Below are 19,906 nucleotides of genomic sequence, written 5' to 3'. Positions count from 1 at the left end.
GAGGATCGGAAGGGTTGACAGAGTTCTCCGGAAACGGTTATGGCCGTTCCCCGTACGCTTTCCAGATAGTGGAAAGCAGAGCGCCGGTTGGACGCCGGTCCTGTGCTACGGTCCCCACCGTGGAAGGTTCCGGAGTGCAAACCGTCGCTCGTGCCCTGTCGGTGCTCGACTGTTTCCGCGATGGGCAGGAACGCGGGGTTTCCGAGGTCGCGCGGCAGCAGGGGTTGGCGGTCAGCACCGCCCATCGGCTGCTGACCGCGCTGGTGCAGGCCGGATTCCTCGACAAGACAGCGGATTCGGGCCGCTACCGGATGGGCGGCGCGCTGGCCGAATACGGGCAGATCGCCTATCGCCAGCACCGCATCTACCTGGCCGAGCCCGCTCTGGAACAGCTCGCCGCCACCACCGGCGCGAGCGTCTCGCTCGCCGTCCGGCACAGCATTCACGCGGTGCTGCTGGCCACCAGCCGCTGGCGCGACAGCGACGGCCACCGGCTGCAGGGCGTTCGGTTGCCCTTGCACGCCAGCGCTCTCGGCAAGACGCTGCTGGCCTGGAACGAGACCACCGACGCCGAACTCGAGTCGCTCCCCTACGACGAGGGCACCGACCGGTCGGTGTCGACTCCGGCCGAAATGCGCGCCGAGCTCACCCGCACCCGCGAACGCGGCTACGCCTACAACGACGAGGAACTCGATCCCGGTTTCCGCACCCTGTCCGTTCCGATCCTCACCCCCACCACCCCGTACCGCTTCGCACTGGGCCTGCGCGGCCCCACCACACTGATGATTCCCGAGCGACTGCCGTTCCTGGTCGACCTGGCCAAGATCACCGCGACCGATATCGCGACCCGCTTCAGCACCGCCTGACACCGGGACCGCCGCGACCGAACCATCCGGCCGCCAAGGGATTTCATCGATGCTCCGATTGGCGGCGGCACCGCTGGACTGACAGCATGGACGGCATGCGGATGCAGCGACTCGGGGACGGTTTGACGGTGTCGGCGATCGGCCTGGGATGCATGGGCTTCTCCCAGGGGTACGGCGCGGCCGACGATGCCGAGTCGACCGCGGCCCTGCGGGCGGCGTATGAGGCGGGCATCACCGTGTTCGACACGGCGATGAGTTACGGGGGCGGGCACAACGAGCAGCTGGTCGGGCGCGCGCTGGCCGGGACCGACGCGGTGGTGGCGACCAAGTTCGGGATCGTGCGCACCGAGGCCGGGGTCGGGCTCGACGGCACGCCGGAGAATGTGCGGCGCTACTGCGAGGCGTCGCTGGAGCGGCTCGGGCGCGAGGTCATCGACCTGTACTACCTGCATCGGGTCGATCCGCAGGTGCCGGTCGCCGAAACCGTGGGCGCGATGGCCGAATTGGTGCGGGCCGGGAAGGTTCGGCACCTGGGCATCTCCGAAGCGACGCCCGAACAGCTGCGGGCGGCGGTCACGGTCGCACCGATCGCGGCGGTGCAGTTCGAATGGTCGATGCTGTGGCGCGAACCCGAACGCGACATCGTGCCGGTGGCCCGCGAACTCGGGGTCGGCCTGGTGCCCTACAGCCCGCTGGGCCGCGGCCTGCTCACCGCCACCCTCGATTCCAGCTCGGCCGCCGACGCCGATTTCCGCCGTCACGATCCCCGTTTCCAGGGCGAACACCTCGACGAGAATCTGGCACAGGTGGCAGCGTTGCGCGAGATGGCCACGCGGCTGGGCATTTCGGCAGGCCAGCTGGCGCTGGCGTGGCTGCTGGCCCAGGGACCGGATGTGATGCCGATCCCGGGCAGCCGCCGCGCGGTGCGGATCCTGGAGAACGCCGCCGCGGCGGCGGTCGAGCTCGGAACCGAGGAACTGGCCATGCTCGAGACCCTGGTCCCGGCCGACGGATGGTCCGGTGACCGCACCTCGTTCGCGGTCCCCTCGACCACGCGCGGGGCCTAGACGCCGCGAACGGCCGGCCGGTAGAGCAGGGTGATCAGGCTGGAACCGGCCAGGCCGCCGAGGATCTGGGCCGCGGTGAACGCGGGCACCGAGGATGGGGCGATGCCGGTGAACGAATCCGACAGCATCCGTCCGAGGGTGAGCGCGGGATTGGCGAACGAACCGGAGCTGGTGAACCAGATGGCCGAACCCAGATAGGCGGCCACGGCGGCGGCACCGGCCCCGCGTCCGAGCCGGGCGGCCGCGAAACCGACCGCGACCAGTCCGGCGGCGGCGAGGGTTTCACCGAGCAGGTGGCCGCCGGTGACGCGCTGCTGGGTCGCGAGTTGCACCGGGGACCGATCGAACATCGCGTTGGCCAGTACCGCGCCGGCGATCGCGCCCGAGACCTGGGCGGCGACGTAGACGCCGAACGCCCGAGTGGACAGTCCCCGGCGCTCGCGCCGACCACCCAGCCAATCCGCCAGCGACACCACCGGATTGAGGTGCGCACCCGAGATCGGCCCGAAGATCACGATGAGCACGGCCAGCCCCAGCGCACTCGCGGTCGAGTTCTCCAGCAGCCGCAATCCGAGATCAGCGGGCGAGAACTGATCGGCCGCGATACCCGAACCGATCACCACCGCCGCGAGCGCGGCCGTGCCGGCGAACTCGGCCACCGCCCGACGCCCCAGCGGCAGCGGGCCCGCGTCGGGGACGGCGCGGTAGGCAGCGAGGACGGACGGTTCAGGGTTCGGCACCCGGCCACAGTGCCAGACCACGGCTTTCCCAAGCCGGGCTCGGCACAAGATATTTCATATATCAGCCACAGGCTTCCCCAGTTCGACGGATAGCCCTCAAATTGCCCGTGGCACGGTGACGCCCGGCTATTCGACGCCGCCGGCACCCACCTCGGGCAGGCCCTCGGTCATGCGCAGGCGCTCGGCCATTGTGATGAGCAGGTGCTGGGATTCCTCGCTCAGATCGACAGCGGCGATGGTGAGTCCGCGCAGGCCGGGGAATTGCAGGCGGGTGAGCAGGTCGAGGTCGTGGCCGCGGGGGACGGGGTGGGCGTCGGTGGCGAAATGGTCGGGGCGGACGCGGAAGTAGCGGGCCAGGGCGGCGATGGTTTCGCGGGAAGGGTTGGTGCGCGCGCCCGAGCGGAGCTGGCTCAGGTAGGGCTTGGAGATCGGGTGGCCCCAGGCGGTGAGTTGGGTCGCGACCGCGGAATTGGTGTGTGGGCGGCCGCCGGGGGCGGGCATGGCGTCGAAGAGCTCGTTGAGCCGGGCCGCGAAGCCGGTGACGGCCGAGGGGATCGGGGCGGGAATGGTGCGCGGTGCGGGGGCGCGGTGCGGGATGCGGGCGTAGAGGCGGTGCAGGGCAGGGTCGTTGAGCGAGGAACGTTCGAGCAGTTCGGCGATGCGCAGGACCGGGTCGGGGGCGTCATCGGGGCTCATTGGGCCATCTCCTTGCCGTCGAGACCGGGCATCCAGTCGTGGTCGCCGCGTAGGCCGGCCCAGCGCACTTCGACGGCCGGCACCGAGGGGAATCCGAACAGCTGCGCGATCTCGTGGGCGGTCAGGCCCATCGCCTTGCCCCACGCCAGCGCGCGGTCGCGGTCGTTCAGGCCCGCCAGGCGGCTGCGGAACGCCAGGCGGGAGACGACGGATCCGGCGATGTCCGCGGTGGCGGCCATGATCTCGGACAGCTCGGGGCCGTCCGCGCTCACCACCGTTATCGGGGTCGCGGGCTGGTACCGGTAGAGGTCCCCGCCGCGGCGGCTGCGGCGGAAGTGCTCGGCGAAGGCGCGCACGCACTCGCCGAGGAAGTAGCCGCCCAGGCTCTGTCCGCTGTCGGCGTTCCAGCCGTCGCCGTCGCGGGCGACGCGGCGGAAGCGTTCGAGTGCGCGAGTGATGGTCTCGCGCACGAAGTCCTCGGCGAAGCGGGTCTCCACCAGCAACCGCTCCTGGGCGGTCGGGCGCAGGGGCATCCCCTCGCCTTCGGCGACCGGGAAAATCCACCCGCTGCGCACCCACGGCCCCAGGACGGTCAACGCGTGGCGAACCAGGCTGTCCGCCAACAGCTTCCAGGCCGGTCCCTCGAATCCGGCCTTTCGAACCAGCTCGAACAGCTCGTGTTCGGCCGCGCATCTCTCTGGATCGGTCATATTTCAGGTGTCCTCCGCCCTGCACCTCCAGATCGCTGACGAACACGTTATAGGGGCGGCAAACAAAGCGCATTTCTTTCAGCTAATGCTCAGTAAGCGGGGCGTGTAAATCGTTCCTTGACAGCCGATTTCATGTCAAGGCAGCATTTACATATGAGCGATTCCCCGCACCGGGACCCCGCCGACGAGCGAGCGATCCTGGCAAAGCTGTTGTCCACCAATGCCGATGTCGTGGTCGAGGTGTTGCGCCCCGGCCAGGGCGTTCCGCCGCCCTCGGTGATGGCCGCGCTGCGGGCCGCGCGCAGTCTCGACGGGGTCGTCGACGACGTGCTGCGGTCGCTGGTGCGGCAGGCCCGCGACGAAGGGCGGACCTGGGCCGAGATCGGCGAAATCTTCGGCACCTCACGTCAAGCCGCGTTTCAGCGGTTCGGCGGAACCGCCACCGGCATGCCGATTCCGCCCCTGCACGCCACACCGCCGATCCCTCCGGTTCCCACCATTCCACCCATGCCGGGCATTCCGCCCATGCCGTCGATGCCCCGAATGCCTTCCATGCCAGGCATGCCCGAATGGCCGCAGGGTCCCGGCATGCCGCCCGCGCCCGGCCGCCCGTTCGCCCGACCCGGGCACCACGAACCGCACGGCCATCGCGGCCCCGGCCCGCACGGAGCGAGCACCGCGCCGAAACCCGAGCCGCGCGACGACGAACCGGGCGCATGAGAACCGCCGCCGGCTCACCGACGCCGTGGACGCCCTTCGCGCCATCACCCACGACGCCGGTGTGCCGGACGGCGACCGGCCGACCCGACCGTCGGCGGGCCTTTCGCTGATCGATGCCCGCGCCGACCCGGTGATACTGCCGCGCACGGGCATCGCCGGGCGGTTGCACCGGACTGTGACTCCCCCTCCTGGAACCGCTTGGGCCACAGGCCGGTACATCTCGAACGGTAGGCGGCGCGGTTCCGGCTCGACATCGAGATCGCCGACCGGAGGGTTGTCGCCGCAGGTGAGGGAGTCGCGAGGGTTTTCCGGTCCGGAAATCCGGCGCTGATCGGCGGGTGAGCCGGCGCGCACCGGTTCCGCGACACGCCCCTTGCTGCCCCAGAATTCAGCTAACCGGCAGCTACGCTCCGAATGGGACATTCCGACCAGGCGTCCCGGAGAAGGAGCCCCGATGCGCCGTCGCCTGCACCGACTAGTCCTAGCTGGGCTCGCCGCCGCCGCGACGCTGCTGCCGGTGGCCACCGCCGCGCACGCGACTCCCGCACTGCCGCCCGCGACCCCGGGCACCCACGGCGGGCTGGGCCCGGACTTCCTGTGGGGCGTGGCGGCCTCCGGCTTCCAGTCCGAGGGGCACGCCCCCGACAGCAACTGGATGCACTACATCGACGCCAATCCCGGGTGGGACCGCTACCGCAACTCCATCGACTTCCGCTCCCGCTACCAGACCGACATCGCGCTGGCCGCGGGTCTGGGCTCGAAGGTGTTCCGCATCGGCATCGAATGGGCGCGCCTGCAACCCGAACCCGGCGTGTGGGACGAGGAGGGGTTCGCCTTCTACGACCGCGTCATCGACGACATCGTGGCCAATGGCATGGAACCCATGCTCACGCTGGACCATTGGGTGTACCCGGGCTGGGCCGCCGAACGCGGCGGCTGGAACGACGACGCCATGGTGGGCGACTGGCTGGCCAACGCCCGCAAGGTGGTCGACCGCTACACCTCCCGCAATCCGGTGTGGGTGACGGTCAACGAGCCGGTCGCCTACATCATGCACGAGGTGCGCCAGAACGACACCGACGCCGACCAGATGCTCGACCGGGTCGCCCAGGTGCACAACGAGATCTACGACTACATCCACAAGGTGCAGCCCAAGGCGCTGGTCACCAGCAATGTCGGCTATGTAGCCGGGGCCGAGGCGCAGGTCAACGGGCCGCTCATGGAACGCATCGGCGACAAGCTCGACTTCATCGGCGTGGACTACTACTTCGGTTACGAACCGCCCAAGGCCACTACGGTCAACCTGCCCGACGGGTCGGTCGCTCCCCCGGCCGGGATGTGGGACCTGCCGATCCGGCCCGAGGGCATCTACTATGCGCTGCAACACTATTCGAAGATGTTCCCCGGCAAGCCGCTGTGGGTGGTGGAGAACGGCATGCCGACCGAGAACGGCAAGCCGCGCGCCGACGGCTACACCCGCTCCGATCATCTGCGCGACACCGTGTACTGGCTGCAACGCGCCAAGGCAGACGGCATGAACCTGGTCGGCTACAACTACTGGAGCCTGACCGACAACTACGAGTGGGGTTCGTTCGCACCGCGATTCGGCCTCTACACCGTGGACGTGCAGACCGATCCGAGCCTGACCCGCAAGCCCACCGACGCGGTCGACACCTACCGTCAGATCATCACCGCCGGCGGGGTGCCCTCGGGCTACGAACCGGTGCGCTTCCCCTCCGACTGCACACTGGTCGATCCCCCGGCCAGCTGCGAGCACCCCGTCACCGTCCCCACCGCGGTGCCCGCGCCCTGATGCGGGGGCGCGGTTCAGCGCCGGCGGACCGCGCGTTCGATCTCCTCGACCAGGGTCGCGCCGCCGACCTCGCGGGCCGCGGCGCGGAACCGGTCGCGGAAGCGATCCAGGTCCTGATCGATGCCCTCGCCGGTGTACTCCCGGCCCGAGGCTTCGCGGACCACCCGGATCATCTCGTCGGCCAGGGTGGCGATGTGGGTGCGGATCAGCTTGCGCAGCACGCCCGACAACGCGATGTCGGTGCCCACGTCGTAGAGGATCAGCGCGCCGGTGAGCATGGCCGGTTCGGGTACCCGCCAGCGGGCGCCGAGCGGTTCGAGGTAGCCCTCGGCCAGCAGGTCGTCGAGGATCTCGGGGCGGCGATCGCCGAGCAATTGGGTCAGGGCGTCGTCGTCGAGGACCGTGCCGGTGTCGTTTTCGCCGCTGTAGCGCGGATCGAAGACCTCCCGCCAGTCGCCGTCGCCGGGGACCTCGGCCTCGAACACCTCGCGGATGGCGTCCAGGCGCAGCCCGCGCGCCTGCATGGCGGTGATGGCTCGCAGTCGTTCCAGGTGGTCGGGACCGTAGACCGCTTCCTTGCCGGCGCGGCCGGGCTTGGGCAGCACGCCGACCGAGTGGTAGTAGCGGATGGTGCGGGCGGCCACACCGCTGAGTTCGGCGAGTTGCAGGCGGCTGTATCGGTCCACGCGAACAGCATAGATACCGCAACCCGGCCGACGTTGACAGCCACAACTGTCCGCATTAGCGTAACCGCCGCCACACTGTCGACGACGACAAGGGAGTCCTCATGACCCAACGCGACACCGATTTCGACGTGCTCATCGTCGGGTCCGGCTTCGGCGGCAGTGTCAGCGCACTGCGCCTGACCGAGAAGGGCTATTCGGTCGGCGTGCTCGAGGCCGGTCAGCGCTACGCCGACGACGAGCTCCCCGACACCAGCTGGGACCTGCGCAAGTTCCTGTGGGCTCCGAAGCTGGGCTGCTTCGGTATTCAGCGCATCCACCCGCTGCGCGATGTGCTGATCCTGGCGGGCGCGGGCGTGGGCGGCGGCTCCCTCAACTACGCCAACACCCTGTACGTGCCCCCGGCCCCGTTCTTCGCCGACCCGCAGTGGCGCGAGATCACCGACTGGCACGACGAGCTGATGCCCTATTACGACCAGGCCCGCAAGATGCTCGGCGTGGTCACCAATCCGCACATGACTCCCGCGGACGAGGTGTTCAAGCAGGTCGCCGAGGACCTGGGCGTGGGCGACACCTTCGTGCAGACCCCGGTCGGGGTGTTCTTCGGCGAGGCGGGCAAGACCGTGCCCGACCCGTACTTCGGCGGCGCGGGCCCCGAGCGCACCGGCTGCATCGAATGCGGCGAGTGCATGACCGGCTGCCGCCACAACGCCAAGAACACCCTGGTCAAGAACTACCTGTACCTGGCGGAAAAGGGTGGCGCGCAGGTGTTCCCGATGACCACGGTCACCACCGTGCGCCCGCTGCCCGACGGCACCTGGGACGTGGAGACCGAACGCACCGGCGCCTGGTTCCGCAAGCAGCCCAAGACCTACACCGCCAAGCACGTGGTGCTGGCCGCCGGCACCCGCGGCACCCAGCAGCTGCTGTTCGCCATGCGCGACAAGGGCGTGCTGCCGCGGCTGTCGCCGCGCCTGGGCCTGCTGACCCGCACCAACTCCGAATCCATCCTCGGCGCGGCCACCCGCAAGGTGAACCCCGACGTCGACTACACCCGTGGCGTGGCCATCACCTCCTCGATCCACCCGACCCCCGACACCCACATCGAGCCGGTTCGCTACGGCAAGGGCTCCAATTCGATGGGCCTGCTGCAGACGCTCATGGTCGACGGCGGCGGCAGCATCCCGCGCTGGCTGCGCTTCCTGGGCATCGTGCTGCGGCACCCGCTGATGCTGCTGCAGTTCATGTCGGTGAAGAACTGGAGTGAGCGCACCATCATCTCGCTGGTGATGCAGCATCTGGACAACTCGATCACCACCTACACCAAGCGCGGGCTGTTCGGGCGCAAGCTCACCTCCAAACAGGGCCACGGCGAACCGAATCCGACCTGGATCCCGGCCGGCAACGAGGTCACCCGCAAGGTGGCCGACACCATCGGCGGTGTCGCGGGCGGCACCTGGGGCGAGGTGTTCAATATCCCGCTGACCGCGCACTTCCTGGGCGGCGCGGCCATCGGGGCGGACGCCGACCACGGTGTCATCGACGCCTACCACCGCGTCTACGGCTACCCCACCCTCTCGGTCGTCGACGGTGCGGCGGTCTCGGCCAACCTGGGTGTGAACCCGTCGCTGACGATCACCGCCCAGGCCGAGCGCGCCGCGGCGATGTGGCCGAACAAGGGCCAGGCCGACACTCGCCCCGAACAGTCCGCCGGCTACACCCGGATCGCACCCGTCGCACCATCGCAGCCGATGGTCCCTGCCTCGGCTCCGGCGGCCCTGGTGCTGCCGATCGTCGAAATCCGTGGCGGCAAGTCCGAATCCACGCCCGCCTGACCCGACGTGAGTGGAGAAAGGCCCCCGGTCGTCATCGACCGGGGGCCTTTCTCATGAGCGTCGAACGAATTCGCGTGTGTCGGCGAGGGCAGGATCCCGCGCGGTCGCCGACGGGTCGAGAGTCGCCCCGGCCCGCCGCGGCACCGGTTGCTCGTGCGCGGTCGGGACCGTGGTTTCAGTGCGCGTGGATGTGGGAGATGCCCATCGGGGAGGTGGGCGGCGGGACGTCGCCGACAGGGGCGCGGAACTCCTGGAGGGCGGCGAGCACATCCACGTGGCGCGCGGCGTAGCAGCGGACCTGGGGCAGGGCGTGGGCGACCTCGCTGCGTTCGAGGGGTTCGGCGTCGATGTAGCCGACCTGGCCCAGACCCACACCGAGGGTTTCGGCGATGCGGGCGATGGCGGCGGACTTGCGGCCCCAGCCGACCTCGACGGCGGCGAAGCGGTCGGCGACGCCGTGGCGGCGCAGCTGCTCGACCGTCCAGGCCCATTCACCGCGGGAGGCGACCGCGTGCATGACACCGCGCTCGTTGAGGATGCGCAGTGAGCGCGCGGCCTCGGCGCGTAGCGCTCCCGCGGTGGAGTCGCACACCACCCCATCCCAGAGGGTGTTGTCGCACTCCCACACAAGCAGTTTCACGTTCGCGGCATTCATCGTTCCCCTACCAGTCAGCAACCATCCGGTACCAAGGGTGCCGGACGGTCCCCTCTTTCACGAACCGCCCCGCGCGTGACATCGTAGGGGCTGTCTGGGCCAATGCACCAGCGCGGGCAAAACCGGAGCACCGAAGTCCGGTCTGCCCAGCGCGTTCGGAGTATGAGCGATCGTCGCTGGTAGTTTCGGATCCGGGCCGGACGAATCGAACGAAAGGGGCGTATGCCCATGCGGCGGCGCTGGAAACTCGCGGGTGGCCCGCCCGTGCTCGCGCTGGCACTGGTACTGACCGGTTGCGGTGCGGCCGAGGACTCGCCGCCGGTGGTGGTCAGTTCGCTGGGGCCGGTGTCGGCGACCGTCGCACCCGTGCAGCCGGTGCCCACGGCGAGCGCGGTGGCGCCCACGACGGCGGCGGCGATCTCGGGCGCGGCGACGCCGACGGTGGATCCGCTGGCCGATCAAGCGCTCATCGATCACACCGAGTGGACCGACGAGATCGACGGACGCCGCTTGAAGATCTTCCCCACCCGCGCCGGGCGCATCGATCTGTTCCCGACGGCCGGGGATCGCGCCTGGGGTGAGGTGCTCGCGCTGGCTCCCGACGCGGACTCCCCCGGCATGTACGACCAGTTCCGATGCCATTGGGAGTGGGCGCGCGCGGTCGCGCCCGACAAGGCCAGCTGGAACATCGAGCCGTGGCGGCCCGCGGTCGGCTACGACGCCACGGTGTCGGCACTGTGCAATCCGGGCGGACCCGAACGCTGAGCGGCCGGTTCGCCGCCGAGCGGCAGGTTTGACGCCGAACGAAACCGGTTGCCCGCCAGAACCTTCGAGCCGATCGCCAAATGTGCGTATCGTTGGTGACGTCCAGCGCTCACTCCTGGGAGGGAGGGCAATGGTGCGCGCCTCGGCACCCGAGACCTCTACGCCCCCGCCGCCCGCCGCCGCCCGCGGACCGGCGCACCCCGGCGTGCGCGCACTGTTCCCGGCGCTGACCGAGGCCGCCGAGGTCTACCTCGATTCCGCCTCCACCACGCAGAAACCGCGGCCGGTGATCGAGGCGGTGCACCACTATCACCGCGAGCGCACCGCCAATGCCGGGCGCGGCACCTATCCGTGGGCCGGTGAGCTGACCGCCCGGGTGGCCGCGGTGCGCGCGGCGATGGCCGAATTCATCGGGGCCGCACCGGATGAGGTGGTGTTCACCGCCGGGGCCACGGCCGGGCTGAACGCGGTGGCGCTGTCGTGGGGGCTGGCGAATCTGGGCGACGGTGACGAGATCCTCTACAGCCCACGCGATCACGCCTCCAACGTGTATCCGTGGCAGCATCTGCGCGGGGTGCTGGCCCGGTTCGGGCGGCGTATCGAACTGGTGCCCTACCGGGTGAACGCGCTCGGCGAAGCAGATGTCGAGGATGTGGCGGCGCGAATCACCCCGCGCACGCGGTTGATCACCGTGGCGCATCTGCATCACGTGTTCGGCGGGCTGAGCACCCTGGAAGAACTGCGCGGGCGCATCGATCCGCGGATCGCGCTGTGTTTCGACTGCAGCCAGTCCGGCGGGCACCTGCCGGTGAAGGTGGCGGAGCTGGACGCGGATTTCGCGGTGTTCGCCGCGCACAAGATGTTCGGGGCGCCGGGGACGGGCGTGCTGTACTGCCGCCGCCGCCGGCACGGCGAACTGCTGCCGTTCCTGCCGGGCGGCAATACCGCGGTGTCACTGGATGATTCGGGCCTGGTGGGCGGGTCGATGCCGCAGCTGCTGGAGGGCGGCACCCAGAATCTGCCCGGGATCCTGGCCCTCGGCGCGGCCCTGGACGTGCTGGGCGAGCTGGGCCTCGAGGCGATCACCGCCCACGACAGGGCGCTCACCCAGCGGCTGATCGCGGGCCTGCGCCCGATCACCGGCGTCGAGTTCACCCCCGGCCCGGCGTACGCGCCGTGCGAAACCGGGTACGGGATCGTGTCGTTCACCGTCGCCGGGATCAGCGCCACCGACCTGGGGTTCGTGCTCAGCGAGCTGGGATTCCTGGTCCGCACGGGCGCGCACTGCGTCCCCACCGGTGCCGCGGCGGACACGGAGGATTCGGTGCGGGTGAGCACGCACGTCTACACCGCCTTCGACGAGATCGACCGGTTCACCGAGTGTGTCGCCACGATTGCCGAGGAGGTCTCGTGACCGAGCCAGGCCCCGAACCCCGCTACGACCGCCGCGCCGCCTCGCGAGTGCTGGCCGGGCTGGCCCGGCCCGGACTGGGCGCGGTCCCGGTGCCGCCGCCCCCGCGCCGCGTCGAATACACCTGCACGCCGCTGGCTTCGGAGCCCGGCTCGCACCTGACGCTGTCGCAGCGGCTGTATCTGGAACGGTTCATGCGCCCGTGCCGCGCCGACCAGGTGACCAGCGCGACCCACCGGATCGGGTGGACCGACAGCGACGGCATCCCCAATACCGGGCATTTCCGGACCGGCGGGCTGGGCCCGATCGTGCCGATCGCCATGCGCGAGACGGTGCTGGCACTGTGGCACGCCCTGGACGCCGATCCCGCGCTGGCCCAGCGCATGGCCAAGCTCGGCCCGCGTGAACAGGCGGTGCTCGACGGCACCACCACCGATCACGCACCGCACGAGATCTTCCGGGTGGGCATCGAGGCGGCCGGGCGGGCGCTGGCCCAGCACGCGCTGCTGGCCCGGGAGACGCCGTATCGCACGCCGGCCGAATTCGCGATCGGCATGCGCGATTCGGGCATCTACGCGGCGGTGGCGACGCGCTGGTTCTGGGAGTTGCAGGCCTCGAGCTACCGGCGCGGCATGATCGCGGTCACCCTGACCACGCAACCCGATGGGACCGTGCGGTATTCGGCGGAGACGGTGGCGACCCTGCGCGCCATGAAGGACATGACCATCGCGGACGCGCACCGGGTCATGCGCCGCGCCACCCACGCCGAGGGGCTGAGTGCGGCCGAGGCGATCGCCAAGTATCACGACGAACTGGATCTGATCTCGCGTCAGTACGCGTTGCTGCCGCCGGGCACCCGTCCGGCCTGCCTGGCCGCCATGCCGCATCAGCTCGACGGCGCGCACTACAGCATTCTGCCGCTGGTCATCGACCGGTTCACCGAGCTGTTCACCCGGATCGTGGATGGGATCACGGTGGTCGAGGTGGCGGCCGAAACCGGATCGGAGACCGGTGAACTCGCCGCCGAGGACCAGGTGTTCTACGTCCCGGACATGACGTGCAAGCACTGTGTGCGCACCATCGGCGGGGTGCTGGACGCGATGGGCATCGGGGTCGGCGATATCGATCTGGTCAGCAAGCGGGTGGTGGCGGAGTTCCGCAGTCCCCGCAACCGGCACCGCGCGTTCGAGGCGCTGCGTGACAGCGGCTACAACCCGACCCTCGTCACGCCCGCGACCAGCGAAAGCGCCGTATGACGGCTGCGGCGCCGCCGGGACTGCCGGCGAAGATGCATGCGCTGGTGTCGGAATTCCTGGCCACGCCGGGCGCGGTCGAGGACGCGGTCGCCGAGTTCGGGTCGCCCGCGCATCTGGTGTTCCCGCAGGTGTTCGCGCAGAATCTGGAGCGGTTGCGGGCGGTGCTGGCGGCGCGCGCGGCGGGGTTCCGGATCTGCTACGCGCACAAGGTGAATCAGTCACGCGCGTTCGTGGCGACCGCGCACGCGGCGGGTGTCGGCATCGATGTGGCCTCGGAGGCCGAGCTGCGGGGGGCGTTGAAGGCGGGGTTCGCTCCCGCGCACATCGAAGTCACCGGACCCAAAGGTGAGGGTCTGTTGCGCGCGCTGGTGGGCACCGGGGTGACCATCAATGTCGACAATCTGTGGGAGCTGGAACGCATTGCGGCACTGGCGGATAGTCCCGTGCCGGTTTTGGTGCGAATGTGCGGATTCCCGGGGACGCCGGTGAGCCGGTTCGGAGTGCCGCTGACCGAGAGCGACCAGGCCCTGAAGCTGCTGTCGGCGCGGCGGGATCGGATCGACTTCCGCGGGTTCGCCTTTCACCTGGATTCGGGCGAACCGGCCGAACGGGTACGCGCGGTGGAGAGTTGCCTGGAGTTGACCGAGCGGGCCTACGGGCACGGATTGACCCCGGCGGTGATCGATATCGGCGGCGGCTTCCGGCAGGTGTTCACCGCCGACGCGGCGGCATTCGATGCATATGTGCACGCGCTGCGCGAATCACTGGTGGGTCGTGGCGAGCAGATGAGCTGGGGCGCCAACACTTTCGGCTTCCACGTCGAGGACGGCGCGGTGCACGGGACACCAGTTTTTCACAAATACGCCAACATTGTGGATGCCCCGCGGATGCTCAGCGATCTGCTGGATACGGGCCTGGAATCGCAGGGCGGCCGCAGTTTTGCACAGGTGGCTGGGGAGAACCTCCTCGAGGTCTGGCTCGAACCGGGCAAGGCGCTGGTCGACCACGCCGGAATCACCGTGGCCCGGGTGGAATTCGTGAAGCGGACCGCCGACGGGTCGACCCTGGTCAACCTGGATCTGAGCCGCGACACCGTCACCCCCGCCGATCAGGAGGTGATGGTCGATCCGATTCTCGTTCCCGCCCGAAGCGGCGCTGACGGGCCGGATTCCGTGGCGGAGGACCCGAATTCCGGTGCGGTGGGGGTGTTCCTGGCGGGGCGGCTGTGCCTGGAGCGGGATCTGATCACCAACCACAAGGTGTGGCTACCGCGGTATCCACAATCGGGGGATTTCGTGGTGTTCCCCAATACCGCCGCCTACCACATGGATCTGTCGGCCGCGCGGGCCTCGATGCATCCGGTGCCGCCGAAGCTGGCGGTGGTCGGCGAATCCGGGACGTTCCGGGTGTGCCGCGACGTCGACTGGCACGAGGTGCGTTGATGCGCTACGACCACATCACCGATCTGATCGGCAATACCCCGCTGCTGCGGCTGGATCCGGCCGTGCACGGGCTCGCGCGGGTGGAGCTGTACGCGAAGCTCGAGTTCTACAACCCGTTCGGGTCGGTGAAGGATCGGGTGGCGTGGGCCATGATCCGCGACGACCTCGACGAGATCGTCGCCGGGAAGCGGACTCTGATCGAGGCGTCGAGCGGCAATACCGCCAAGGCGTTGCGGGTACTGGCGGCGGTGCACGGGATCGGGTTGCGGGCGGTGACCAATCGGATCAAGGTCGCCGAGGTGCGAGACCTGTTGCAGCTGTTGGGCACCGAAATCGAAGAATTGCCGGGATTGTCGGAATGCCCGGATCCGACGGCCCCCAACGACGTGTACTCGGTCATCGAATCGACCATGGCCCGCGCACCGGGGGCCTGGTATCACCCCTCGCAGTACACGAGTGAGAAGAACCTCGAGGCCCACCATCACGGCACCGGGCGCGAGATCCACGAGGACCTGGCGCGCGACGGCATCACCCGCGTCGACTATCTGATCGGCGGCCTGGGCACCACCGGGTCCACCCGCGGCACGGCGACCTTTCTGCGCAAACACAATCCGGAGTTGAAGACGGTCGCGGTGGTCTCCGAGCGCGGCGACTTCATTCCCGGTATCCGCTCGGAGACCGAGATGTGGGACGTGGGCCTGTTCCAGCCCGACTTCTACGACCGCGTCCTGGCGGTGGAGGCCGGGCGCGCGGTCGACGCCACTCTGACCCTGGCCACCGGGCACGGCGTGCTCGCCGGGCCGACGAGCGGGGCGACCTATGCCGCGGCACTGGAGTACCTGGCTTCGGTGGAACCGCCCTCGGCGCAGGCGGATCCGCTGGTCGCGGTGATCATCGTGTGCGATCGGCTCGAGCCGTACCTGTCCTATATCCGCAAGCGCCGCCCGGAACTGTTCGGCAAGCCCGGTCGCGCCCCGGCCCCGGACGCGGCCGAACTCGCCGCCACCCCGGCGCTGTCCCCCGACGAGCTCGAGCGGCTCGATCACAGCGCGCGCCCGACCATCGTCGACACCCGCGGCGCGATGGCCTACCGGATCGCCCATGTGCCGGGCGCGTTGAACATTCGCGACGATCAGCTCGACGACATGCTCGTGCAGGGTGTCCCGTTCTCTCGGTCGCGGCCGGTGGTGTTCGTCTGCCCGGTCGGTGAGGTGTCGTTGCGGTTCGCGGCGCTGGCCCGCCGCGCCGGGTACGACGCGCACAGCCTGGCCGGTGGCATCACCGCCTGGCGTGATGCGGGCAAACCGATGGAATCCGCGCCCCGGCACCGTTGACGCCAATGTGCCGCAGCCCCAGTGATTTCGACTGTGGCGACCCCTGCCCGGGCGATAGGATTGCTGGGCTGCCGCAAAAGCGAACAAGGGGCGCTCGTGCTCGAACAGTTCTCGCAGTTCTTCTCCCCGCTGTGGACCCCGTTCTCCAACCGGGTGCTCGCGCCACTGCTGCGCCGCGTTCCGGCGTGGGCGCTGGCGGTGATCGTGGTGGCGGTGGCCGCCGCGGTGATCGTCACCCCGTTGATCGTCAATGTCGTCGGTGATCGCACCCAATCCTCGACCGCGCCGAGCACGCCCGCGTCCACCTCGATCGGCGGGCTGGATCTCGCGCAGTACTGCGTGTCCTACGGCTACGGCCAGGTCGACGGCCAGTCGTGTGAGGCTGTCATCGATTTGGGCAAGGCGTGCGACTGGCAGTACAAGCAGACCGGTCTGCACATGTCGTTCTCGATGAACGACCCCTACAGCGGCATGTGCCTCACCCCCGAACAGGTGGCCAAGGGCGGTATCCGGGACATGCCGGGCTATTGCAAGGCGACGTATCCGACGAGCAACGAGGTGCGCCCGGCGGTGATCGACAAGACCACCTGGGTGTGCCAGGCCCCGATCGACATGCAGATAGCGTGCATCTGGCAGTACCAGTCGCCGAAGGTGGAGGCCCGCAAGGACGGCCAGACCTGGATCTGCGTCAAGCAGACCCCCTGATCCGGCGCGCGAATCCCGTTGTCCACCAGCGCCACCGCGGTGCGCGCGCGAACCCGGCGGGAACGGTGAGCTGCCGGACTCTGCACTTCCGGCTCCGGGGCGCTATGGTGCCTGGGGTCGAATTCAACAGTGTTGCCAGGAGTTTCACCATCAGTATCGAGCGCGCCGCAGGTCCGGACACCGATCTGCGCATCACTCTGACCGTCTGTCATGCCGCCACCGTGCTGTGTTTCTCGGCGGGTGTGGTCTCCATCCTGGTCGGCTCCTACACCGGCGCCGGTCCGATGCTCAATATGGTCGGTGTGGTGCTGTGGGTGGTGGCGCTGGCCGCGCGCATCGGGGTCTTCGCGATCACCCGCTCCCGCTCGGGCCACGCCGACTGACCCTTCCGCGGTGCCGCTGCCGGAATCGGACACCGCGACTGGCACGATGATCACGTGGAGTGGGCGTTCGGACTCGTGGTGCTGGTGTCGGTCGCGGTCGCACTGGCGGCCGGCGCGCGCCGGCTGGGGTTGGGTGAGCCGTTCGTGCTCACCGTGGCCGGGGTAATCGCGTCGTATCTGCCGTTCGTGCCCGAGTTCGACATCGAGCCCGAACTGGTGTTGCTGGGGTTGCTGCCGCCGCTGCTGTACACGACGGCGATCCGGACCTCGCTGGTGGATTTCCGGCCGAAGAAGACCTCGATCACGCTGCTGTCGGTGGGGTTGGTGTTGTTCACCGCGTTCGCGGTGGGCGCGGTGGTGTATTGGCTACTGCCGGTGCCGTTCTCCGCGGCGGTGGCGATCGGGGCGATCGTGGCCCCGCCCGACGCGGTCGCGGCGACCGCGGTGGCGCGGCGGGTGGGGATGCCGCGCCGGATCGTGACCCTGCTCGAGGGCGAGTCGCTGTTCAACGACGCGACCGCGCTGGTGACCTTGCGGACCGCGGTCGCGGCGATGGCGGGCAGTGTGACGCTGTGGCAGGCGGGGGCCAGTTTCGTCGGCGCGGCCGGCGGCGGCGCGCTGATCGGGGTGGCCGCGGCGATGGCGCTGGCGTTCCTGCGCCGCCGGATCAGCGATCCGGTGCTGGATACGAGCGTGTCGCTGCTGGCGCCGTGGATCGCGTATCTGCCCGCGGAGTCGGTGCACGCCTCGGGGGTGATCGCGGTGGTGACCTGCGGGCTGATCCTGGGTCACGGTGCGCCGCAGTGGCAGAGCGCGGCCTCGCGCATCGCCGAGCACACCAATTGGCGCACCATCGCGTTCCTGCTCGAGTCGGCGGTGTTCCTGCTGATCGGGTTGCAGGTGCGCCACATCGTGGAGGCCGCCTGGCACAGCGATCTGCCGCATTCGACGCTGCTGTGGACGTGCGCGGCGGTGCTGGTGACGGTGATCGTGGTGCGGCCGGTGTGGGTGTTCCCGGCGACATACGCCGCCTGGCAGATCGAGGGCCGCCGGCAGGGAAAACCCAAGCCGGAGTGGACCGGTCCGGCCGTGGTGGGGTGGGCGGGGATGCGCGGGGTGGTGACGCTGGCGGCGGCGCTGCTGCTGCCCGCCGACACCCCGGAGCTGGATACGCTGCGGCTGCTGGCGGTCGTGGTGGTGGGCGGAACGCTGCTGCTGCAAGGACTCTCGCTGCCGTGGCTGGTGCGGATGCTGCGCCTGCGCGGGCCCAGCCGGGCCGAGGACCTGTTGCAGGAGGCCAATCTGCTGCAGCAGGCGACGACGGCGGGGTTGAAGGCGCTCGAGGAGAACATCGCGCCCGAGACGCCGCCGGATGTGGTGGACGCGCTGCGCAACCGGGTGGTGGTGCGGGCGCAGTCGGCGTGGGAGCTGTTGGGGCGCTCGGAATCCCAGCGGGTCACCCCCAGCGGCGAGTATCGGCGGCTGCGGCTGGCGATGCTGGCGGCCGAACGGGACACGGTGCTGCGGATCCGCGATGCGGGCCAGGTCGATCAGGAAGTGTTGCAGGCGGTGATGGCGACCCTCGATATCGAGGAGTCCACCATCGACCGGGTCGCCGAGGCCGAGGACGACGACGGGCTGGGGTTGCGGGCGCCGCTGCCGCCGGGGGCGTGTGAGCATCTGCGGGAGGCGCCGTGCGTGCGGGTGCCCGACACCCCCGACGCCTGCGGGGAGTGCCTCGAGGAGGGTCTGGTGTGGGTGCATCTGCGGATGTGCCTGGAGTGCGGGCATGTGGCGTGCTGTGACTCCTCGCCGGGCAATCACGCGACCAAGCATTTCGACCGCACCGGGCATCCGGTGATCCGCAGTGTGGAGCCGGGTGAGTCGTGGCGCTGGTGCTATCTGGACGAGCTGCTGGGCTGAGACACCCTTGACTTTCCTGTCGGGAAAGTGGAGTCTTACTTTCCAAGTAGGAAAGTGAGGAGTCAGCATGGACGGCATCACTCCGGAGCAGGCACGCTCGGCCCTCGCCGCGGCCGGGCAGGCGCGGCGGCGGATGGCCGCCGAAGTCGGGCTGCCCCGCGGCTATTGGTGGGGAATGGCCGGCGGCTGGCTGGCTTTGGGCATCCTGGGCGACCTGGGCCCGGACTGGCTGGTCGCGCTCGCGACCCTGGCGTTCGGGGCCGGGCACGCGACGCTGGCGTCGCGGCTGCTCGACGGGCGCCGCCGCACCGGCGCGGTCCAGGTCAGCGCGGAGGTCGCCGGGCGGCGCACGCCCCTGGTCGTGATCGGCATGCTGGCGGGACTGGTCGCGATCACGGTGGCCGCGGCGATCTCCCTCGACGCCGACGGGGCGGGGCATCCGCGCACCTGGTCGGCGCTGCTGGTGGCCGCGGTCATCGGTTTCGGCGGGCCGGAGCTGCTGGCGGTGGGGCGGCGGTGGGTGCGCGCGTGAGCGAGGCCCGGTTCGACGAACTCATCCACCCGAGCACGCGTCTGACGCTGGTGGCCACGCTCGCCGCGGCCGACTGGGCGGAGTTCGCGTTCCTCAAACAGCGCCTGGGACTGTCGGATTCGGCGTTGTCCAAGCAGCTGGCGACCCTCGAGGAGGCGGGGTACGTCAGCACCGAGCGCCGGCTCGAGGGCAGTCGGCGCAAGGTGCGCGCCCGCTTGACCGCCGCCGGGCGCACCGCCTTCGACGGGCATATCGCGGCATTGCGTGAGATCGTCGCGGGCGCAACCGCACCCGGCGAGCCGATCGGTTAGACGGTCCCGAGCGGCTGGGCGGGGTCGGTCAGGTGCGGGCCGGGCGGCGGGCGGGCTGC

Annotated in this window: 20 protein-coding genes; 15 read left to right on the top strand and 5 right to left on the bottom strand. The window is 69.8% G+C overall.

The features are described from left to right. Positions 1 to 119 precede the first annotated feature (119 nt). Both ACWELJ_RS23080 and ACWELJ_RS23075 read left to right on the top strand, forming a co-directional pair. Positions 120 to 866, top strand: coding sequence for an IclR family transcriptional regulator (locus ACWELJ_RS23080; RefSeq protein ID WP_452368208.1), 747 nt, complete (start codon positions 120 to 122; stop codon positions 864 to 866). Between the two features lie 95 nt (positions 867 to 961). Further along, a complete protein-coding gene (locus ACWELJ_RS23075) occupies positions 962 to 1,933 on the top strand; it encodes an aldo/keto reductase (protein ID WP_452368207.1) in 972 nt (323 codons plus the stop codon). Here ACWELJ_RS23075 and ACWELJ_RS23070 read toward each other — a convergent pair. The 3 genes from ACWELJ_RS23070 to ACWELJ_RS23060 form a co-directional block, all read right to left on the bottom strand. Continuing rightward, a complete protein-coding gene (locus ACWELJ_RS23070) occupies positions 1,930 to 2,673 on the bottom strand; it encodes an aquaporin (protein ID WP_452368206.1) in 744 nt (247 codons plus the stop codon). The two genes, ACWELJ_RS23075 and ACWELJ_RS23070, sit on opposite strands and share 4 nt — an antisense overlap. 126 nt (positions 2,674 to 2,799) lie before the next feature. Next, entirely contained in the window at positions 2,800 to 3,174 is a 375-nt protein-coding gene (locus ACWELJ_RS23065) for a helix-turn-helix domain-containing protein (RefSeq protein WP_452368216.1), read from the bottom strand. A gap of 191 nt (positions 3,175 to 3,365) precedes the next feature. Then, a complete protein-coding gene (locus tag ACWELJ_RS23060) occupies positions 3,366 to 4,079 on the bottom strand; it encodes a hypothetical protein (protein WP_452368205.1) in 714 nt (237 codons plus the stop codon). 153 nt (positions 4,080 to 4,232) lie between these two features. On the opposite strand from ACWELJ_RS23060, the gene ACWELJ_RS23055 reads away from it, so the two are divergent. Both ACWELJ_RS23055 and ACWELJ_RS23050 read left to right on the top strand, forming a co-directional pair. Continuing rightward, positions 4,233 to 4,799 (top strand): hypothetical protein, encoded by a 567-nt coding sequence (locus tag ACWELJ_RS23055; protein WP_452368204.1) that lies wholly within the window; start codon positions 4,233 to 4,235, stop codon positions 4,797 to 4,799. A 454-nt stretch (positions 4,800 to 5,253) separates the two neighbouring features. Continuing rightward, a complete protein-coding gene (locus ACWELJ_RS23050) occupies positions 5,254 to 6,612 on the top strand; it encodes a family 1 glycosylhydrolase (RefSeq protein WP_452368203.1) in 1,359 nt (452 codons plus the stop codon). A gap of 14 nt (positions 6,613 to 6,626) precedes the next feature. Here the strand turns inward: ACWELJ_RS23050 and ACWELJ_RS23045 are convergent, their stop codons facing one another. After that, complete coding sequence (locus tag ACWELJ_RS23045) at positions 6,627 to 7,298, bottom strand: MerR family transcriptional regulator (protein ID WP_452368202.1); 672 nt, start codon at positions 7,296 to 7,298, stop codon at positions 6,627 to 6,629. A gap of 101 nt (positions 7,299 to 7,399) precedes the next feature. On the opposite strand from ACWELJ_RS23045, the gene ACWELJ_RS23040 reads away from it, so the two are divergent. Beyond that, positions 7,400 to 9,130: a GMC oxidoreductase gene (locus ACWELJ_RS23040; RefSeq protein ID WP_452368201.1), complete on the top strand. Its 1,731-nt coding sequence runs from the start codon at positions 7,400 to 7,402 to the stop codon at positions 9,128 to 9,130. Between the two features lie 175 nt (positions 9,131 to 9,305). On the opposite strand, the gene ACWELJ_RS23035 is transcribed toward ACWELJ_RS23040, so the two are convergent. Next, a complete protein-coding gene (locus ACWELJ_RS23035; RefSeq protein ID WP_452368200.1) occupies positions 9,306 to 9,770 on the bottom strand; it encodes a hypothetical protein in 465 nt (154 codons plus the stop codon). Positions 9,771 to 10,007: 237 nt separating this feature from the next. Here ACWELJ_RS23035 and ACWELJ_RS23030 point away from each other — a divergent pair, with 237 nt between their 5' ends. From ACWELJ_RS23030 to ACWELJ_RS22985, 10 genes are all read left to right on the top strand, one after another. Continuing rightward, the gene (locus tag ACWELJ_RS23030; protein ID WP_452368199.1) at positions 10,008 to 10,550 is read left to right on the top strand and encodes a DUF2599 domain-containing protein; all 543 of its coding nucleotides are present in this window, start codon (positions 10,008 to 10,010) and stop codon (positions 10,548 to 10,550) included. A gap of 130 nt (positions 10,551 to 10,680) precedes the next feature. Further along, complete coding sequence (locus tag ACWELJ_RS23025; protein ID WP_452368198.1) at positions 10,681 to 11,964, top strand: aminotransferase class V-fold PLP-dependent enzyme; 1,284 nt, start codon at positions 10,681 to 10,683, stop codon at positions 11,962 to 11,964. Continuing rightward, positions 11,961 to 13,217: a heavy-metal-associated domain-containing protein gene (locus ACWELJ_RS23020; protein WP_452368197.1), complete on the top strand. Its 1,257-nt coding sequence runs from the start codon at positions 11,961 to 11,963 to the stop codon at positions 13,215 to 13,217. Before ACWELJ_RS23025 ends, ACWELJ_RS23020 begins: the two co-directional genes overlap by 4 nt. Further along, positions 13,214 to 14,659 carry a decarboxylase gene (locus tag ACWELJ_RS23015; RefSeq protein ID WP_452368196.1) on the top strand — a complete coding sequence of 482 codons (1,446 nt, stop codon included), beginning with the start codon at positions 13,214 to 13,216 and terminating at the stop codon, positions 14,657 to 14,659. Before ACWELJ_RS23020 ends, ACWELJ_RS23015 begins: the two co-directional genes overlap by 4 nt. Then, positions 14,659 to 15,993 carry a pyridoxal-phosphate dependent enzyme gene (locus tag ACWELJ_RS23010; RefSeq protein WP_452368195.1) on the top strand — a complete coding sequence of 445 codons (1,335 nt, stop codon included), beginning with the start codon at positions 14,659 to 14,661 and terminating at the stop codon, positions 15,991 to 15,993. The genes ACWELJ_RS23015 and ACWELJ_RS23010 overlap by 1 nt, the downstream gene beginning before the upstream one ends. 96 nt (positions 15,994 to 16,089) lie before the next feature. Next, complete coding sequence (locus ACWELJ_RS23005) at positions 16,090 to 16,698, top strand: hypothetical protein (protein ID WP_452368194.1); 609 nt, start codon at positions 16,090 to 16,092, stop codon at positions 16,696 to 16,698. Positions 16,699 to 16,805: 107 nt separating this feature from the next. Continuing rightward, positions 16,806 to 17,081: a hypothetical protein gene (locus ACWELJ_RS23000; RefSeq protein WP_357276802.1), complete on the top strand. Its 276-nt coding sequence runs from the start codon at positions 16,806 to 16,808 to the stop codon at positions 17,079 to 17,081. 54 nt (positions 17,082 to 17,135) lie between these two features. Further along, positions 17,136 to 19,004 (top strand): Na+/H+ antiporter, encoded by a 1,869-nt coding sequence (locus ACWELJ_RS22995; protein WP_452368193.1) that lies wholly within the window; start codon positions 17,136 to 17,138, stop codon positions 19,002 to 19,004. 67 nt (positions 19,005 to 19,071) lie between these two features. Beyond that, the gene (locus ACWELJ_RS22990) at positions 19,072 to 19,536 is read left to right on the top strand and encodes a hypothetical protein (protein ID WP_452368192.1); all 465 of its coding nucleotides are present in this window, start codon (positions 19,072 to 19,074) and stop codon (positions 19,534 to 19,536) included. Then, a complete protein-coding gene (locus tag ACWELJ_RS22985; protein WP_452368191.1) occupies positions 19,533 to 19,847 on the top strand; it encodes a transcriptional regulator in 315 nt (104 codons plus the stop codon). Before ACWELJ_RS22990 ends, ACWELJ_RS22985 begins: the two co-directional genes overlap by 4 nt. Positions 19,848 to 19,906: the final 59 nt, after the last annotated feature.

Source organism: Nocardia sp. NPDC004582 (assembly GCF_053602115.1).
Note: the sequence above shows the minus strand (reverse complement) of the source record. Positions and strands in the feature narration are given on the sequence as shown.

What these genes read in the sequence shown, in the direction of transcription:
- ACWELJ_RS23075 (WP_452368207.1), top strand. Translation starts at nt 962, where the DNA reads ATGCGGATGCAGCGACTCGGGGACGGTTTGACGGTGTCGGCGATCGGC.
- ACWELJ_RS23065 (WP_452368216.1), bottom strand. Translation starts at nt 3,174, where the DNA reads ATGCCCGCCCCCGGCGGCCGCCCACACACCAATTCCGCGGTCGCGACC.
- ACWELJ_RS23060 (WP_452368205.1), bottom strand. Translation starts at nt 4,079, where the DNA reads ATGACCGATCCAGAGAGATGCGCGGCCGAACACGAGCTGTTCGAGCTG.
- ACWELJ_RS23055 (WP_452368204.1), top strand. Translation starts at nt 4,233, where the DNA reads ATGAGCGATTCCCCGCACCGGGACCCCGCCGACGAGCGAGCGATCCTG.
- ACWELJ_RS23050 (WP_452368203.1), top strand. Translation starts at nt 5,254, where the DNA reads ATGCGCCGTCGCCTGCACCGACTAGTCCTAGCTGGGCTCGCCGCCGCC.
- ACWELJ_RS23040 (WP_452368201.1), top strand. Translation starts at nt 7,400, where the DNA reads ATGACCCAACGCGACACCGATTTCGACGTGCTCATCGTCGGGTCCGGC.
- ACWELJ_RS23030 (WP_452368199.1), top strand. Translation starts at nt 10,008, where the DNA reads ATGCCCATGCGGCGGCGCTGGAAACTCGCGGGTGGCCCGCCCGTGCTC.
- ACWELJ_RS23025 (WP_452368198.1), top strand. Translation starts at nt 10,681, where the DNA reads ATGGTGCGCGCCTCGGCACCCGAGACCTCTACGCCCCCGCCGCCCGCC.
- ACWELJ_RS23015 (WP_452368196.1), top strand. Translation starts at nt 13,214, where the DNA reads ATGACGGCTGCGGCGCCGCCGGGACTGCCGGCGAAGATGCATGCGCTG.
- ACWELJ_RS23010 (WP_452368195.1), top strand. Translation starts at nt 14,659, where the DNA reads ATGCGCTACGACCACATCACCGATCTGATCGGCAATACCCCGCTGCTG.
- ACWELJ_RS22990 (WP_452368192.1), top strand. Translation starts at nt 19,072, where the DNA reads ATGGACGGCATCACTCCGGAGCAGGCACGCTCGGCCCTCGCCGCGGCC.